Origin of the sequence: Novosphingobium sp. Chol11, assembly GCF_900218065.1 — a bacterium.
GTDB lineage: Bacteria > Pseudomonadota > Alphaproteobacteria > Sphingomonadales > Sphingomonadaceae > Sphingobium > Sphingobium agri.
Genome location: NZ_OBMU01000001.1, coordinates 2,011,421 through 2,029,581 on the forward strand (window position 1 = coordinate 2,011,421; position 18,161 = coordinate 2,029,581).

The 18,161-nt window shown below is 63.3% G+C and carries 9 protein-coding genes, 1 tRNA gene and 1 pseudogene; 8 read left to right on the forward strand and 3 right to left on the reverse strand.

What is annotated here, in order from left to right; genetic code table 11:
• Window positions 1–14 precede the first annotated feature (14 nt).
• Window positions 15–1,133, forward strand: coding sequence for a glycosyltransferase (locus NCHOL11_RS10100; RefSeq protein ID WP_097092879.1), 1,119 nt, complete (start codon window positions 15–17; stop codon window positions 1,131–1,133).
• Between the two features lie 132 nt (window positions 1,134–1,265).
• Here the strand turns inward: NCHOL11_RS10100 and NCHOL11_RS10105 are convergent, their stop codons facing one another.
• Complete coding sequence (locus NCHOL11_RS10105; RefSeq protein WP_176502216.1) at window positions 1,266–2,564, reverse strand: lipopolysaccharide biosynthesis protein; 1,299 nt, start codon at window positions 2,562–2,564, stop codon at window positions 1,266–1,268.
• A 184-nt stretch (window positions 2,565–2,748) separates the two neighbouring features.
• On the opposite strand from NCHOL11_RS10105, the gene NCHOL11_RS10110 reads away from it, so the two are divergent.
• Window positions 2,749–3,693, forward strand: coding sequence for a LysR family transcriptional regulator (locus NCHOL11_RS10110; RefSeq protein WP_097092191.1), 945 nt, complete (start codon window positions 2,749–2,751; stop codon window positions 3,691–3,693).
• 100 nt (window positions 3,694–3,793) lie between these two features.
• Here the strand turns inward: NCHOL11_RS10110 and NCHOL11_RS18795 are convergent.
• A pseudogene (locus NCHOL11_RS18795) lies at window positions 3,794–3,986 on the reverse strand (ATP-binding protein); the annotation flags it as partial.
• Window positions 3,987–4,059: 73 nt separating this feature from the next.
• Window positions 4,060–4,371 (reverse strand): hypothetical protein, encoded by a 312-nt coding sequence (locus tag NCHOL11_RS10120; RefSeq protein ID WP_176502217.1) that lies wholly within the window; start codon window positions 4,369–4,371, stop codon window positions 4,060–4,062.
• Window positions 4,372–4,481: 110 nt separating this feature from the next.
• Here NCHOL11_RS10120 and NCHOL11_RS10125 point away from each other — a divergent pair, with 110 nt between their 5' ends.
• The 6 genes from NCHOL11_RS10125 (at window position 4,482) to NCHOL11_RS10150 (ending at window position 18,098) form a co-directional block, all read left to right on the forward strand.
• A complete protein-coding gene (locus NCHOL11_RS10125; protein WP_097092192.1) occupies window positions 4,482–6,647 on the forward strand; it encodes a TonB-dependent receptor domain-containing protein in 2,166 nt (721 codons plus the stop codon).
• Window positions 6,648–6,744: 97 nt separating this feature from the next.
• Entirely contained in the window at window positions 6,745–7,860 is a 1,116-nt protein-coding gene (locus NCHOL11_RS10130; protein WP_097092193.1) for a DUF47 family protein, read from the forward strand.
• Between the two features lie 128 nt (window positions 7,861–7,988).
• Window positions 7,989–8,990, forward strand: a complete 1,002-nt coding sequence (locus NCHOL11_RS10135; RefSeq protein WP_097092194.1) for an inorganic phosphate transporter — start codon at window positions 7,989–7,991, stop codon at window positions 8,988–8,990.
• Window positions 8,991–9,298: 308 nt separating this feature from the next.
• Window positions 9,299–13,465 carry a DNA-directed RNA polymerase subunit beta gene (gene rpoB / locus NCHOL11_RS10140; RefSeq protein ID WP_097092195.1) on the forward strand — a complete coding sequence of 1,389 codons (4,167 nt, stop codon included), beginning with the start codon at window positions 9,299–9,301 and terminating at the stop codon, window positions 13,463–13,465.
• A gap of 85 nt (window positions 13,466–13,550) precedes the next feature.
• Window positions 13,551–17,807 carry a DNA-directed RNA polymerase subunit beta' gene (gene rpoC, locus NCHOL11_RS10145; protein ID WP_097092196.1) on the forward strand — a complete coding sequence of 1,419 codons (4,257 nt, stop codon included), beginning with the start codon at window positions 13,551–13,553 and terminating at the stop codon, window positions 17,805–17,807.
• 217 nt (window positions 17,808–18,024) lie between these two features.
• Window positions 18,025–18,098, forward strand: a tRNA-Gln gene (locus tag NCHOL11_RS10150).
• Window positions 18,099–18,161: the final 63 nt, after the last annotated feature.

Consider the following 18,161-nt stretch of genomic DNA (forward strand, 5'->3'; position numbering starts at 1 on the left):
TGCACGCGGAGGCCATGCTCGATCACAACCATCGCATCGCCATCTATCTCTATGAGCCGAGCGACGGCGGGCTGGACCGCGTGGCCATCCTGCTCGCCAACCATCTGGCGGCACAGGGAACAGGCGCGGAACTGTGGATGGCCCGGACCGACGGCCCCCTCGCCTCGCTGATTGCGCCCGATGTTACCGTGCGCGAGGTCCCTGCGGCAAAGCTTCCGCGCGGCCTTTCGATGCTCACCCAGCTGCCCGCGCTCCGCCGCATGATCCGGCGCCATCGGCCGCATATCCTCTATTCGGCCGGCAATCAGAGCAATCTGCTCGTTGCTCTCGCCGTGCTGGGCACGCCGGCCCAGGCGGTCGGCCGCATCTCCAACCCCATCGTCCGCCCCGGCAAGCGCGGCATCCTTGCGTGGCTCCGCCGCAAGCGCTTCCAACTGACCGCCTGGCTCAGCGGTCGCACCATCGTCATGGGCAGCAGCGATGCCGATCTGCTGGGCCATGGCTGCCCCTCGGTCCATGCAAAGGTCGCCTTCCTGCCGCGTCCCACCGTAACTCCGCTGCTGGAGCAAGTGGGCCGCGAACGCCGCCCGACCTCACCTAGCGCAGTGCGGGAACTTCTCGCGGTCGGCCGCCTCGTCCCACAAAAGGACCATCGCACCATGTTCGCGGCCCTCGCCCAGGTGAGGGGCCATGACTGGCGCCTGCGCATCGCCGGGCAAGGACCGTTGCTCGACGACCTCAAGCAGCAGGCCGCCGACCTCGGCATAGCCGACCGCATCGACTTTCTCGGCTTCATCTCCGACCCTCGGGCCCTGGCCGATCTCTATGGCAGCGCCGAACTGCTGTTGCAGTCCTCCCGCTGGGAAGGCCTCACCGCCACCGCGATCGAAGCGCTCGCCTGCGGGTGCCAGCTCGTCATCACCGACTGCACCCCCAATCTGCGCGACATCATCGCCGATGCCGGGCAGCATCCGATGGTGCCGGTGGGCGACGCAGCCGCTTTCGCTCGGGCGATAGACTGGACCCTCTCCCGTCCCGCCGACCCCGATCGCGCGCGGGAAGCGGTGCGCACTTACGGCGTGGAGGCCGCGCTTTCCCAATATCAGGCCCTGTTCGCGGAGATGCTGCGCTAGCGCGTCGTCACCTACCTGTCACCGTCTGCGCTGAGCTTGTCGAAGCCTGTCCTGAGCGCCTGCTGCAAGCAGGCAGCCGAAGCGGGCTTCACTTTTTTGGGGGAAGAGCAGGACGTTCTGAACGAACCACCCCTACCTCAAATGCCGCCGCACCGCCGCCGCCCGCATCACAAAACCGCCCATGGAAGCCACCAGCACCCCCAGTGCCGCCCCCTGCGCACCCAGCCGGGGCAACAACACCACCAGCAGCGCGCCCAAGATCGCGCATTCCACCAGCCGCACCATCACCGTCAGCCGCTGCCGGTCGATCGTCATCAGGATGGGATCGAAACTGACTCCCGCCATCTCGATCGCCGCCGCGCCCGCCAGCAACAACAGCAACGGATAGGCAGGCAGGTATGCCGCGCCGGACATCTTGACCAGCACCCACTCCCCGACCAGCCAGAGCATCAGGATGATGAATATGGCGCTCAAGGCCGCAGCCGCGCTGATCTGCCGCGACAGCTTGCGCAGCGCGCTCATGTCGCCTTCCTGCCCGCCGCGCATATGATGGCGCGTGGACTCGGCAAAGATCGCGCGCGACATGAGCTGCGAGAAAGTCGTCATCGCATTGCCCAGCTGCGCCGCCAGCCGGTAATATCCAGCCCCCGTGGTGCCCGCGAACATGCCCACCAGGAAAATCGGCACATTGTTGATCAGCGCCAGCAGGCTGAGGTTGATGTTGCTCGCGACCGAAAAGTTGAGGATGCCGGGAAAGTGCCGCCGCGCCTCACCTATCCCGACCGGCTTCACCGCGCCGATGTGACTGCGGCCATAGCGAAAGGCGAGTATCCAGTAGGTCGTGGACACCACCACTTCCGAACAGGCCCAGGCCATCAGGAATCCGAGCGGCGTCGGATTGAACCACCAGGCGATCAGCGCGCCTGCCATGCGCGTGATCGGCATCATGCTTTCCGCCAAAGCCGCCGCTGCAAAGCGATCCAGCAGGCGCAATATGCCGACCGCCGTAGACCGCGTGGCCAGCAGCACGACGGATGCATAGCCCAGCCCCATCCAGGCGACCTGCCGGTTCCATCCCAGCACCGGCCCCAGCAGCAGCGCAATGGCCGCAGCGAGCGCAATCCCCGCCACCGCGCTCAGCACATCGATCGTCAACGTCGCGCCCACCAGCCTCGCGAGCGAGGATTCCTGCTCATCCCGCAATGGCGCCTGCCCGAACTTGACCACCGCCTGCCAGCTGTCGAAGGTCACGATGCGCGCGATGAACTGGGCGATCGCGATGACCAGGCTGAACACGCCGAAGCCCGCCGGACCCATCGTTCTCGTCGCAATGGCGAGGTAGACAAGGCTCAGCACCGCGCCCAGCCCCTTGCCGCCGAGTAGCCAGCCCGTGTTGCGGACTATGTTCGCAAAGCCACGCTTCTCTCCCACGCCGCCTGCTATCGCCCGTCTGAACCGACTTATCATGGCGCCTGATTGCCGAACTCACCGCCGATGCCAAGCGGAATTGTCGGGGCGAAAGCTCAGGACGCAACCCAAATAGATGTCTAGCAAGTCGGCCCGTGCCAAAAATATCCCGCTTACCCCAGCCTCTCAATTGCACTATCACCCCCGCATGGCCACGCCTTCCCTGCGCCAACTCGATATCTTCGCGCAGATGGTGGCGGCGGGCAGCATGGCGCGCTGCGCCCGCGACCTTGGCGTTCCGGTGGAGGACATCGCCCGCGACATCGCCTCGCTGGAAATGCGCCTGGGCTACCGCCTTTTCGAAGGGCCCCTCGACCGTCAGCGGCTCACCCCCGCCGGACGCAAGACCGCCGAGGCGATGACCCTCCTGTCGCAGGATCAGGAAGAAACTTGGGCGTCCGGAGACGTCGCTCCGCCTCCACCTCCTGCGCCTGCCCCGGCGGAAGCAGCGCCTCCGCAGCCCTCCCGCCAAGCAGACCGGCAGTCGATCGTCCTCGCCGCGCCCGCCCCCGTTTTCGGTCATTTCCAGGAAGCGCTCGCCGCGTTCGAGGAAGCGAATGAGGATATCGCGATAACCCTCGACCTCTCCATTCACTTGGGCGAAGAGGCGCGTGCAGCACTGGAGCAGGGCCGCGTCGACATCGCCTATTTCTATGCTTTGGGGGAGGAGCCGGGGCTACCCTCTCGCTATGGCTGGTCGGAACAGATCAACCTCTATGCCGGAGCGGATCATCCCCTCGCCCGCCGCGACATCGTCACGCCCGACGATCTCATGATCAGCCCGACTCTGGCAATGGAGCCGCAGAACGGCCTCCGCCGCATCATCGACGAAGCCCTTGCCCGCGATGGCATCCGCATGGGCGCTCCGGTGCTCGAAACCGACAATATGTTCGACATCATGACGATATTGCGGGAAGGCGCGGGCTGTTTCGCCGCCTTCGGCCCCCTCGCGCGCGACCTCGGCCGCATGCAAGGCATCCGCCGCCTGCCCCTCGAACGCCCCCTCCCCTCCATAGAGGTCCGGCAAGCCCTGCACCCCCGCGCCGACCCGGATTCCCCCGCTCACGCCCTCGCGGAATTTCTCTTCCTGTAGCGAAGCGGGCCTCAAGCGCGCGCACTTTCCAAGCCCCCCCCCGGCCAGTGCCCTGACGCCTCGCCGCGATCCTTCGGTCACCTGGAGAAGTAGAACGCGCGCCTCCGCTGGAAGAACGGCGGCTCGATCCTCCGAACACCGCGCGGCCGATTTCATTGGCGACTTGCCGTCCTACCGACGATGCGGCGGAACGCGTGGCGGACTGAACCGCCCGGTCCAGGGCAGACGGTTTGGCGGCCCCTCGCGCAGCTGCTGCCACGCTTCGCCTGCTCCTTGAGCTCGGCGTCGCGCTGCTCCCGCGATGCTGGACGGCAGACATTACGCGCTTTCCCCATCAGACCCGCGCCATCTCCTTCCATGAAGCCGTCAACTCACCGGCAGGGGTGATCGGTAACACCCCAGCTTACCCTCGCGGACGCCGACGCCCATCGCCTTGCGCTCGACGCCCGGATGTCGCGATGCCCGATGCCCGATGCCCGATGCCCGATGCCCGATGCCCGATGCCCGATGCCCGATGCCCGATGCCCGATGCCCGATGCCCGATGCCCGATGCCCGATGCCCGATGCCCGATGCCCGATGCCCGATGCCCGATGCCCGATGCCCGATGCCCGATGCCCGATGCCCGATGCCCGATGCCCGATGCCCAGGGTCGAAAAAGGCGCAAGCCTCGCCGTCAACTGCCTTTGCATCAAGACGAACTGTTTTCCCCGGCAAACTTCCCCATTGATACGTTATAACATTTAAGCTAGGCGCGACCCGCAAACCGTTTTAATCGAGGCTTTCCTTCATGAATTCCCCCCTGCCGCTCCTCCGAGCCAGCTGCGCCCTCGCCCCGATCTGCCTTGCTTTCCCCGCCATCTCCCAAACCACATCCCCCCAGCAGTCCGCCTATCACGACCAGCAGGCTGATATCGTCGTCACCGCCATCATCCCCCGGCGTCAGGGCGACATATTGTCGGGAACGTCGATCCTCTCCGGCGCGGAACTGACCCGCGACCTGCGGCCGACAATCGGCGAGACGTTGGCGCGCCAGCCCGGCGTGTCCGCGACATCCTTCGGCCCCAACGCCTCCCGCCCCGTCCTCCGCGGCTTTCAGGGCGAACGCGTGCGCATCCTGACCGACGGCATCGGCAGTTTCGACGTGTCGAACACCTCGGTCGATCACGCCGTCGCGATCAATCCGCTGACCGCCGACCGAATCGAAATCCTGCGCGGTCCTTCGGCTCTGCTTTACGGCTCGTCCGCGATTGGCGGCGTGGTCAATGTGATCGACAGTCGCATTCCCCGCCGCGTCCCCGACGAACCGGTGCATGTGGACGGCATCGCCACCTATGGCAGCGCAGCCGACGAGCGGACTGTCGCTGGCGAGATCGAAGTGCCGATCGGCGGAGGCCTGGTCGCGCATGCCGATGGCAGCTACACCAAGACCGGCGACTTGCGGACCGGCGGCTATATCCTCTCCGCTCCGCTGCGCGCGATCGCCGCCGCGTCTGACGAGGAGGACATCCGGGAGGATGGCCGGCTGCGTGGCAAGCTGCCGAATACGGCGGCGGAAACGTGGGAAGTGGCAGGCGGCATCGCCTATGTCGGGGACCGGGGCAATCTGGGCTTCTCCGTTTCCCACAGCGAAAATCGATATGGCGTCCCATCGCGTATCGACGTGACGGAGGCGCACGACCATGACCATGATCATGGCGATGAGGATGATCATGATCATGATCACGGCCATTCCCACGAGGATGTGACGCTCGCTCTGCGGCAGACTCGCGCCGACCTGCGCGGCGAAGTCGCGGTGAACGGCTCCTTCCTCGACAGCATCCGCCTGCGCGCGGGCTGGGCAACCTATCGGCATGATGAAATCGAGCCGACAGGCGAAATCGGCACGACCTTCCGCAACCAATCGATGGAAAGCCGACTGGAATTCATCCAGTCCCGCCGTGGCGTCTGGGATGGTGCGACCGGCGTGCAATATTTCACCCGCCGCTTTTCAGCGGATGGCGAGGAAAAGTTCCTGCCCCGGAACCAGACAGAGCAGCTGGGCTTCTTCACGCTCCAGTCGATCGATCTGGGTGATACCCGGCTCGAGGCTGGGGCACGCTACGAGAAGACGCGCCTGCGCTCGGACCCTGACGCCGACCTGTTCATCGCAGGGCAGCGCCGCAGCTTCGACGCGGTGTCCGCATCCATCGGCGCAAGCCAGCAGGTGGTGCCCGGCTGGCGGCTGGGCCTGAACCTCGCCCGCACCGAACGCGCCCCATCCGCCGAAGAACTGTTCGCGCGGGGCAATCACGCCGGCACGCAGGCATTCGAGCTTGGCAATCCCGACTTCGGCCTGGAAAAGAGCTGGGGCGTGGAAGGATCGCTGCGCGGTCAGGGCAACGGTTACACCCTCTCCCTGTCCGCCTATCACAACTGGTTCGACGGCTATATCTACGACGCGATCATCGACGACAGCGTGTGCCAGGCGGCCAATGGAGGCGCAGAGCTGGAATTTCCCTGTTTCCAATATGCCCAGGCTGACGCGCGCTATTGGGGCATCGAAGTGGAGGGGTCGGTGAAGCTGGCGCAGCTGGGCCGCTACGCCCTCAACCTCGATGGCGTGGCCGATTATGTCCATGCAACCATCACCGGATCGGGGCCCGCGCCGCGCATCCCGCCGTTCCGCCTTCTGGGCGGGCTGCAGTTGCAGGATGACCGGCTGACACTGCGCGGCGAGGTGGAGCATAGTTTCGCGCAGGATCGCATCGCCTCTTGGGAAACGCGCACAGGCGATTTCACGCTGGTCAACGCATCACTGTCGTTCAAGCCGTTCAGCGGCAACGACCGCACCAGCATCACGGTTAGCGCCAACAATATCTTTGATGTGGAAGCGCGGCGCCACGCCAGCGTGCTCAAGGACTTCGCGCCGCTCGCCGGGCGCGACATCCGCGTGACGGCGCGCCTGTCTATCTGACCAACCTGGTTGATTGCGCAATGTGACGATTTCGTTACAAGGCGCGCATGAACCGGGAGCGGCCAGAAGCGCGGCGGGCGTTGGGAGGGGGTGACTGATGCGTCAGATCGCCGCCCTTCCCTACGCCACCGCCGATGACGGCTCCATGCGTATCCTGCTGATCACGTCGCGCGAAACCCGCCGGTGGGTTATCCCCAAGGGCAATCGTATCAAGGGCATGGCCTCGCACCGGGCCGCGGAGCTCGAAGCCTATGAAGAGGCGGGCATCCATGGCATTGCCTGCCCCGCCCCCCTGGGCCGCTACCGCTATGACAAACGCCGCCGCAAAGGTGGCTCGCGCGAAGCCACGGTGGAGGTTTTTCCGCTTGCGGTGACGGGCCAGTTGTCGCAATGGCCCGAACAGGGGCAGAGGGAACTGCGCTGGTTTCCGGTCGCCGAGGCCGCGAAGGCAGTCGATGAACCCGATCTCCGAACCATTATCGCGGCCTTTCGCGAACCGCCGCGTGATCCCGGCTTGTTCATCCGAATGCTGCTGCGGGTCAAGGAATGGCAAAGCGAAAGGACTGGAATGCTGCGGTGGTTTCACGCGCTGATGCCCAAGCAGGGGCGCTTCTTCGAACAGTTCGAAGATCATGCGGCAACCCTGGTTGCGGGGGCTGACGCGCTCGCCAAGCTGCTGAAGGGCGGCCCGGACATGGACGCGCATATTCAGGAGATTTCGGCGCGGGAACATGAAGCGGACGATATCATCCGCGAGGTGTTGCAGGACGTCCGCCGAATCTTTGTCACCCCGTTCGACCGCAGCGCCATCACTGGCCTGATCGGCGTGATGGACGACGCCATCGACCAGATGAACCAGACCGCCAAGGCGATCGCCCTGTTCGAGGTCAAGGATTTCGCGCCGCAGATGCAGGATATGAGCGCGCTGATCGTCGAATGCGCCCGCATCACCGCCGAAGCAATGCCGCTGTTGCGCTCGCTCAGCCTCAACTCAGTGCGGCTCCACGATCTGACGGAGAGGCTGGTCAAGCTGGAAGGCCACGCAGACATATTGCACGAGGCGGGACTGAAGGCGCTCTACAATCAAGCGCGCCAAGGCAATCCCATGGACTTTGTCGTCGGCAATGAAATCTACGCCCATCTGGAAAAGGTGACTGATCGGTTTGAGGATGTCGCCAATGAAATCTCCGGCCTCGTGATCGATCACGCCTGACGCCTCTCGCTCCCTCCGCTTGAGCAGAGCCCGGAAAAGAGGCAGCACGCATATGCCGTTTCTCGATCACGCTCGAAGCGAACCGAAGTAGGACGCCTCCATCCATGCAGGACAAAGCATAACCCGCCATGGAAGCCCATCTCGCCTTTCCGCTGCTTGTCGCCCTTATCGGGGTGGCGCTTGCATTCGACTTCCTGAACGGCCTGCATGACGCGGCGAACTCGATCGCCACGATCGTATCGACGCGCGTGTTGAAGCCTCAATATGCCGTGGCCTGGGCGGCCTTTTTCAATTTCATCGCCTTCCTTTTCTTCGGCCTTCATGTCGCGGAGACGGTCGGCAAGGGCATTGTCGATGCGAGCATCATCGATCCGCAGGTGATCTTCGGGGCTTTGATGGGCGCGATCGCGTGGAACCTCATCACCTGGGGGCTGGGCATCCCCTCCTCAAGCAGCCACGCCCTGATCGGAGGCCTGCTGGGTGCGGGCACGGCCAAGGCGGGTTTGAGCGCAGTGGTCTGGAGCGGCGTGTTCAAGACCAGCGCCGCTATTGTGATGTCTCCCGCCATCGGCCTGCTGCTCGCGCTGCTACTGGTGCTGATCGTCAGTTGGATCTTCCGCCGCTTCACTCCGCAGGGAGCGGACCGCGTCTTCCGCAAGCTGCAACTCGTCTCCGCCTCGCTCTACTCGCTCGGTCATGGCGGCAACGACGCGCAAAAGACGATGGGGATCATCGCTGTCCTTCTTTATTCGCAGGGCATGCTTGAAGGCGGCTTCCACGTTCCTTTCTGGGTCGTGATTTCCTGTCAGGCCGCCATGGGCATCGGCACGCTGCTGGGCGGATGGAAAATCGTCCACACCATGGGATCGAAGATCACGCGCCTCACTCCCGCCCAGGGCTTCTGCGCGGAAACCGGCGGCGCGATCACGCTGTTCATGGCGACGCATCTTGGCGTCCCGGTATCGACGACCCACACCATCACTGGTGCGATCGTCGGCGTTGGCGCTTCCCGCCGCCTGTCCGCAGTCCGCTGGAACGTCGCCTCAAGCATTGTCATCGCCTGGGTGGTGACTCTCCCGGCGGCGGCGCTGATCGGTGCGGGTTTTTACGAACTGACCAGGCTGTTCTGACGTTCACCCCTTCACAAGCGGCGGCCTTATCTCTATATGGCGTTTTGAAAATCCGGTCCTTGCAAGCTTTCCGGCAAGCGTGGACCGTCCCCTGGATCGCCCGGGGACCGGCTTCGAATAGCGCGCGAAACCGGCGGGATTGGGCGACATTAGTGGGTCACAAGGTGCTGACAGTGCGGATCGGACAGTCCCGGCCCGCACTTTTTTGCGTGGCGGCATAGGCGCGAATCAGCGCTTGGACTCGTCTCGTCAGGCTGAATTTTCGCTGTGATGCGAATAAATGCGACGAACTACAGGCAGGAAACGCAATGGCGACCAAAGCTCTCCCCCCGATCAGCAATACCGGCGCGAAGAAGCGCATCAGAAAGGTATTCGGCGACATCCACGAAGTGGTGCAGATGCCGAACCTGATCGAGGTCCAGCGGGAGAGCTATGAGCAGTTCCTCCGCTCCGACCCGAAGACTGGCTATGTCTCCGGCCTGGAAAAGACCCTGCGCTCGGTCTTCCCGATCCGCGATTTTGCGGGCACGGCCGAAATGGACTTCGTTCATTATGAGCTGGAAGATCCGAAGTACGACGTCGAAGAATGCCGTCAGCGCGGCATCACTTACGCCGCCCCGATGCGCGTCACGCTGCGCCTGATCGTGTTCGAAGTCGACCAGGACACCGAAACCCGCTCCGTGCTCGATATCAAGGAGCAGGACGTCTACATGGGCGATATGCCGCTCATGACGCAGAACGGCACCTTTATCGTTAATGGTACAGAGCGCGTCATTGTGTCGCAGATGCACCGCTCGCCGGGCGTCCTGTTCGACCATGACCGTGGCAAGACCCACTCGTCGGGCAAATATCTGTTCGCTGCTCGCGTGATTCCGTATCGCGGTTCGTGGCTCGACTTCGAATTCGACGCCAAGGACATCGTCAACGTCCGTATCGACCGCAAGCGCAAGCTGCCGGTGACGGCGCTGCTCTATGCGCTCGGCCTCAATGCCGAAGACATTCTTGGCTATTTCTATAACAAAGTGACCTTCCTGCGCGGCGAAGGCGGCTGGCAGATCCCCTATACCGCCGAAGCATGGCGCGGTCAGAAGCCGGCGTTCGACATTGTCGACGCAAAGTCGGGCGAAGTCGTGTTCGCTGCCGGTCACAAGATCTCGCCCCGCGCCGCCAACAAGGCAGAAAAGGACGGCTTGGAAACCCTGCTGATCCCGACCGAGGAAGTCTATGGCCGCTACAGCGCCTACGACCTGATCAACGAGAGCACCGGCGAAATCTACATTGAGGCTGGCGACGAAGTGTCGCCGGAAAATCTTGAAAAGCTCGACAAGGCGGGCATCGACCGCCTTGAACTGCTCGACATTGATCATGTCACCACCGGTCCCTGGATCCGCAACACGCTGAAGGCCGACAAGGCCGAGGAACGCGATCAGGCCCTGTCGGACATCTATCGCGTTATGCGCCCCGGCGAACCGCCGACGAAGGAAACCGCCGAAGCGCTGTTCGCCGGCCTCTTCTTCGATCCGGAACGCTATGACCTCTCGGCCGTCGGCCGCGTGAAGCTCAACATGCGCCTCGACCTCGACGCGGAAGATACGGTCACCACGCTCCGCACCGAGGACATCCTCGCCGTGGTCAAGGAACTGGTGAACCTGAAGGACGGCAAGGGCGAGATCGACGATATCGACAATCTCGGCAATCGCCGCGTCCGTTCGGTGGGCGAGCTTCTGGAAAACCAGTATCGCGTCGGCCTTCTCCGCATGGAGCGCGCCGTCAAGGAGCGCATGTCGAGCGTCGATGTATCGACCGTGATGCCGAACGATCTCATCAACGCGAAGCCCGCCGTGGCTGCCGTGCGTGAATTCTTCGGCTCCTCACAGCTCTCGCAGTTCATGGACCAGACCAACCCGCTGTCGGAAGTCACCCACAAGCGCCGCGTGTCGGCACTTGGACCGGGCGGTCTGACGCGTGAGCGCGCAGGCTTCGAAGTCCGCGACGTTCACCCGACCCATTATGGCCGTATCTGCCCGATCGAAACGCCAGAAGGCCCGAACATCGGTCTGATCAACAGCCTTGCGACCTTCAGCCGCGTCAACAAGTACGGCTTCATCGAGACACCCTATCGCAAGGTGATCGACGGCAAGGTGACCAACGAGGTCGTCTATCTCTCTGCGATGGAAGAAGCCAAGCACACGATCGCGCAGGCCAACGCTGAGCTGAACGACGATGGCACGCTGGCGGAAGACCTGATCTCGGCGCGTGAAGCGGGCGAGTTCCTGATGGCGCCCAAGGATCACATCACCCTGATGGACGTCAGCCCCAAGCAGCTGGTGTCGGTCGCGGCCTCGCTCATCCCGTTCCTGGAGAACGACGACGCGAACCGCGCGCTCATGGGATCGAATATGCAGCGTCAGGCCGTGCCGCTCGTCAATGCCGAGGCGCCGTTCGTCGGCACCGGCATGGAAGGTACGGTTGCGCGTGACTCCGGCGCAGCCATCGCGGCCAAGCGTCCGGGCATCGTTGACCAGGTTGACGCGACCCGTATCGTTATCCGCGCGACCGGCGATATCGAACCCGGCCAGTCGGGCGTCGACATCTACACGCTCCAGAAGTTCCAGCGTTCGAACCAGGACACCTGCATCAACCAGCGTCCGCTGGTGAAGGTGGGCGACCTGATCGAGGGCGGCGACGTGATCGCCGACGGCCCGTCGACCGAGTTCGGCGAACTGGCGCTGGGCCGGAACACGCTGGTCGCGTTCATGCCCTGGAACGGCTACAACTACGAAGACTCCATCCTGATCTCCGAGCGGATCGTGAAGGATGACGTCTTCACCTCGATCCATATCGAGGAGTTCGAGGTCATGGCCCGCGATACCAAGCTCGGGCCGGAAGACATCACCCGCGACATTCCGAACGTCGGTGAAGAAGCGCTGCGCAACCTCGACGAAGCGGGCATCGTCTACATCGGCGCCGAAGTGGAGCCGGGCGACATTCTGGTCGGCAAGATCACCCCCAAGGGTGAATCGCCGATGACCCCGGAAGAAAAGCTGCTCCGTGCGATCTTCGGTGAAAAGGCGAGCGACGTGCGCGACACCTCGCTGCGTCTGCCCCCGGGTGTTGCCGGTACGGTCGTGGAAGTCCGCGTCTTCAACCGCCACGGCATCGACAAGGACGAGCGCGCCATGGCGATCGAGCGGGAGGAAATCGACCGCCTCGCCAAGGACCGGGAAGACGAACGCGCCATCCTCAATCGCGCGACCTTCAACCGCCTCCAGGAAATGCTGCTCGGCCAGACGGCCACGGCTGCTCCCAAGGGTGTCAAGAAGGGCGTCGAGATCGACGAGGCCCTGCTCTCTGAAGTCGAGCGTCATGAATGGTGGAAGTTCGCGGTGGCGGACGACGCCCGCCAGGCCGGCATTGAAGCCGTCAAGGCGCAGTATGACGAAGCGGTGAAGCTGATCGTCGAGAAGTTCGAGGATCGCGTCGACAAGCTGCAGCGCGGCGACGAACTGCCCCCGGGCGTGCTGAAGATGGTCAAGGTCTTCGTCGCGGTGAAGCGCAAGCTGCAGCCAGGCGACAAGATGGCCGGCCGTCACGGCAACAAGGGTGTCATCTCTCGCATCCTGCCCATCGAGGACATGCCGTTCCTCGAGGACGGCACCCATGTCGACATCGTGCTCAACCCGCTGGGCGTGCCATCGCGCATGAACGTCGGGCAGATCTTCGAAACGCATCTGGGCTGGGCCGCGCGCGGCCTTGGCCAGCAGCTCAAGCATGCGCTGGAGGAATGGCGTGACGCCAATCCAGATGCGCAGGGCGGCGAGATGCCGGACGCGGTGAAGACCCGTCTGCTCGAAACCTATGGGCCGCAATATGCGGACCAGATCGAAGGCCGCACGGCCGAGCAGATCGTTGACTTGGCTCAACATCTTACACGCGGCGTGCCGATGGCGACCCCGGTGTTCGACGGTGCCCGCGAAGCCGACGTTTCGGCGATGCTGGAACTGGCGGGCCTGCACTCGTCGGGTCAGTCGGACCTGTACGACGGCCGGACTGGCGATCGGTTCGACCGCAAGGTGACCGTCGGCATCATCTACATGCTGAAGCTGCACCACCTGGTCGACGACAAGATCCACGCACGTTCCATCGGCCCCTACTCGCTCGTTACCCAGCAGCCGCTGGGCGGTAAGGCGCAGTTTGGTGGCCAGCGCTTCGGTGAAATGGAGGTGTGGGCGCTCCAGGCCTATGGTGCCGCCTACACGCTGCAGGAAATGCTGACGGTGAAGTCCGACGACGTGGTCGGCCGTACCAAGGTCTATGAAGCGATCGTCAAGGGTGACGACACTTTCGAGGCCGGTATTCCCGAAAGCTTCAACGTGCTGGTCAAGGAAATGCGCTCGCTGGGCCTCAACGTCGAACTCGCGTCGATGGACGAGATCGAGGAAGACGGCGACGGCTTCGCGCAGGCGGCGGAATAAGGGAACCTCGGAGCGCTGTCTCCCGAAGGCAGCGCTCTCTCCCCTCTCCTCGCCCCGAAAATTTACCCTCTAGAGGGAATGAGAAATGAACGAACTGACGAACTTCGCGAACCCGGTCCAGAAGCCGGAAACCTTCGACCAGATCCAGATCGGCCTCGCCTCTCCCGAACGCATCCGCAGCTGGTCGTTCGGCGAGATCAAGAAGCCGGAAACCATCAACTATCGTACGTTCAAGCCCGAGCGTGACGGCCTGTTCTGCGCGCGCATCTTTGGTCCGATCAAGGACTATGAGTGCCTGTGCGGCAAGTATAAGCGCATGAAGTACAAGGGCATCGTCTGCGAAAAGTGCGGTGTCGAAGTCACGGTGTCGAAGGTCCGCCGCGAGCGGATGGGTCATATCGAACTGGCAGCGCCCGTCGCGCACATCTGGTTCCTGAAGTCGCTGCCCTCGCGCATCGGTCTGCTCCTCGACATGCAGCTCAAGCAGCTTGAGCGCGTGCTGTATTTCGAGAGCTACATCGTCACCGAGCCGGGTCTGACACCGCTCGAAAAGTTCCAGCTTCTGACTGAAGACGAGCTGCTCGACGCGCAGGACGAATATGGCGAGGACGCCTTCTCCGCAGGGATTGGTGCCGAGGCCGTCAAGCAGATGCTGATGGACCTCGACCTTGAAGGTGAAAAGGTCGCGCTGCTGGACGAACTGGCGACCACCAAGTCGGAGCTGAAGCCCAAGAAGATCATCAAGCGCCTGAAGGTGGTTGAGAGCTTCCTGGAATCGGGCAACCGCCCAGAGTGGATGATCCTGGACGTGGTGCCGGTCATCCCGCCGGAACTGCGCCCGCTGGTGCCGCTGGACGGCGGCCGCTTCGCCACGTCGGACCTCAACGACCTCTATCGCCGCGTCATCAACCGTAACAACCGGTTGAAGCGCCTGATGGAACTGCGCGCACCGGACATCATCGTCCGCAACGAAAAGCGCATGTTGCAGGAGGCCGTCGACGCCCTGTTCGACAATGGCCGCCGCGGCCGTGTCATCACCGGCGCCAACAAGCGTCCGCTCAAGTCGCTGTCTGACATGCTCAAGGGTAAACAGGGCCGCTTCCGTCAGAACCTGCTCGGCAAGCGCGTCGACTATTCGGGCCGTTCGGTGATCGTGACCGGTCCGGAACTCAAGCTGCACCAGTGCGGCTTGCCCAAGAAGATGGCGCTCGAACTGTTCAAGCCCTTCATCTACGCCCGCCTCGACGCCAAGGGTCTGTCCATGACCCTGAAGCAGGCCAAGAAGTGGGTCGAGAAGGAGCGCAAGGAAGTCTGGGACATTCTCGACGAAGTCATTCGCGAGCACCCGGTCATGCTGAACCGCGCGCCGACGCTTCACCGCCTCGGCATCCAGGCGTTCGAACCCGTGCTGATCGAAGGCAAGGCGATCCAGCTGCACCCGCTCGTCTGCTCGGCCTTCAACGCCGACTTCGACGGTGACCAGATGGCCGTCCACGTGCCTCTCTCGCTGGAAGCCCAGCTCGAAGCGCGCGTGCTGATGATGTCGACCAACAACATCCTCTCGCCCGCGAACGGCAAGCCGATCATCGTTCCTTCGCAGGACATGGTTCTGGGTATCTATTACCTGTCCATGGAGCGCGAAGGCGAGCCGGGCGAAGGCATGCTGCTGGCCGACATGCAGGAGGTCCACCAGGCTCTCTATGCCAAGGCCGTGACGCTTCACTCGAAGATCATCAGCCGCGTGCCGCAGACAGACGAAGCCGGTCAGCAGTATATGAAGCGCTTCGAGACGACCCCGGGCCGCATGCTGCTCGGCGAATGTCTGCCCAAGTCGCACAAGGTGCCGTTCGACGTGGTCAACCGCCTTCTCACCAAGAAGGAAATCGGTGACGTCATCGACCAGGTCTATCGTCACACCGGTCAGAAGGACACGGTGCTGTTCGCCGACGCCATCATGGCGCTGGGCTTCCGCCACGCGTTCCAGGCCGGTATCTCGTTCGGCAAGGACGACATGGTGATCCCGGATTCGAAGACCGCGATGGTCGACGAAACCAAGGCGCTGGTGGCCGACTATGAGCAGCAATATCAGGACGGCCTGATCACCCAGCAGGAAAAGTACAACAAGGTGATCGACGCCTGGAGCCGTTGCGGCGACCAGGTGGCAAACGCCATGATGGACGAAATCCGCGCCCAGCCCAAGGACCCGCAGACCGGCCGCATGGCCCAGATCAACTCGATCTACATGATGGCGCACTCCGGTGCCCGTGGTTCGCAGGCCCAGATGAAGCAGCTTGCCGGTATGCGCGGCCTGATGGCCAAGCCGAGCGGCGAGATCATCGAAACGCCGATCATCTCGAACTTCAAGGAAGGTCTGACCGTCCTTGAGTACTTCAACTCAACCCACGGCGCGCGTAAGGGTCTGGCCGACACCGCGCTCAAGACGGCGAACTCGGGTTACCTGACCCGCCGTCTGGTCGATGTGTCGCAGGATTGCACGGTCGTCGAAGAGGATTGCGGCACCGAAAAGGCGCTGGAGATGAAGGCCATCGTTCAGGGTGGTTCGGTCATCGCCTCGCTTGGCGAGCGTATCCTGGGCCGCACCACGGCGCAGGACATCGTCGACAGCAAGGACGGTTCGGTCATCGTTCCGATCGGCACGCTGCTCGACGAAGCGCTGGTGGCGCAGATCGAGGCGATCGGCACGCAGGCCGTGAAGATCCGCTCACCCCTCATCTGCGAAAGCAAAATGGGTGTCTGCGGCAAGTGCTACGGCCGTGACCTCGCCCGTGGTACGCCGGTGAATATCGGTGAAGCGGTCGGCGTCATCGCGGCACAGTCCATCGGTGAACCGGGTACGCAGCTCACCATGCGTACCTTCCACATCGGCGGCGCGGCGAACTTCAACGAAACGTCGAACCTGGAAGCCCTGTCGGACGGCACGATCGAGCTGCGCGACATGCCAACCATCACCGACAAGAATGGCCGCCGCCTCAGCCTCGCCCGCAACGGCGAAATCGCGATCATCGACTCCGAAGGCCGCGAGCGCGAAACGCACCGCCTGCCTTACGGCGCCACCATCCTGTTCGCAGATGGCGATGCCGTGAAGAAGGGCGATCGCTTCGCTGAGTGGGATCCGTTCACCATGCCGGTGATCACGGAAAAGCCGGGCATCGTGAAGTATCAGGACCTGATCGACGGCAAGACGCTAACCGAGCAGACCGACGAAGCCACGGGCATCGCCCAGCGCGTCGTCACGGAACATCGCGGTTCCGCCCGTACCAAGGAGGATCTGCGTCCCCGCCTCACCTTGCTCGACGATCAGTCGGGCGAAGCTGCCCGCTACATGCTGGCGGTAGGTGCGACCCTGTCGGTCGATGATGGTGCGCAGGTGCAGGCTGGTGACGTGCTGGCGCGTGTCTCTCGCGAAGCCGCGAAGACCCGCGACATCACCGGTGGTCTGCCCCGCGTTGCCGAGCTGTTCGAAGCCCGCAAGCCCAAGGACAATGCGATCATTGCCAAGGTGTCGGGCCGCGTCCAGTTCCTCAAGGATTACAAGGCGAAGCGCAAGATCGCCATCAATCCCGAGGATGGCGGCGAGCCGGTCGAATATCTGATCCCCAAGAGCAAGGTGATCGACGTTCAGGAAGGCGACTTCGTGAAGCGCGGCGATAATCTGATCGGCGGTTCGCCTGATCCGCACGACATTCTGGAGGTGCTCGGCATCGAGCCGCTGGCCGAATATCTGGTCGCGGAAATCCAGGAAGTCTATCGCTTGCAGGGCGTGAAGATCAACGACAAGCACATCGAAACGATCGTTCGTCAGATGCTGCAAAAAGTCGAGATCACCGTGTCCGGCGACACCACTTTGCTGGTGGGCGAGCAGGTCGACCGCGAGGAAATGGACGAGATCAACGCCAAGCTTCCGGCCGGCTATCAGCCTGCCGAAGGCAAGCCGGTGCTGCTCGGCATCACCAAGGCCTCGCTCCAGACGCGTTCCTTCATCTCGGCGGCCTCCTTCCAGGAAACCACCCGCGTCCTCACGGAAGCGGCGGTTCAGGGCAAGAAGGACACGCTGGTTGGCCTCAAGGAAAACGTCATTGTCGGCCGCCTCATTCCGGCGGGCACCGGCGCTGGCATGAACCGCATGCGCGTTGCCGCCTCGTCGCGTGACGCGGCGATGCGGGCTGCTCTGCGGGCGTCGAGCCAGGTTGACCTGATCGCGCCCAAGACGGCCGCTGAAGAGCATGCCGCCGAACTGGCGCAGGGTCCGGAAGCCGCGATCGGAGACGATCCGTTGGCAGCTGTCCAGGGTGAAGACTTCACCACCCAGGACCTCGACTGACCTTTTGAAATGAAAGGAGCCGCTTCCTACATTGGAAGCGGCTCCCAAGCCCATCAACCCCACAAGGGGTGATGAAAAGAGCCCGCCGGACCTGACAGCGTGTCCGGCGGGCTTTTTCATGGCCGAAGTGCGCGGCATTTTTCCGGCGCAAGCCCCTTGACCAGCCGATCCAACCAGCCTATTTGCGCGCTTCCAATGCGGGCGACCCCCGCCTTGGTGCCCGATCCTCTAATGGTAAGAGAGCGGACTCTGACTCCGTCAATCAAGGTTCGAATCCTTGTCGGGCATCCAATAAACAAGATGCTGCCAGTTTCTTGCATTAGCCTATCGGAACGCTAACACTCCGGCAAACTT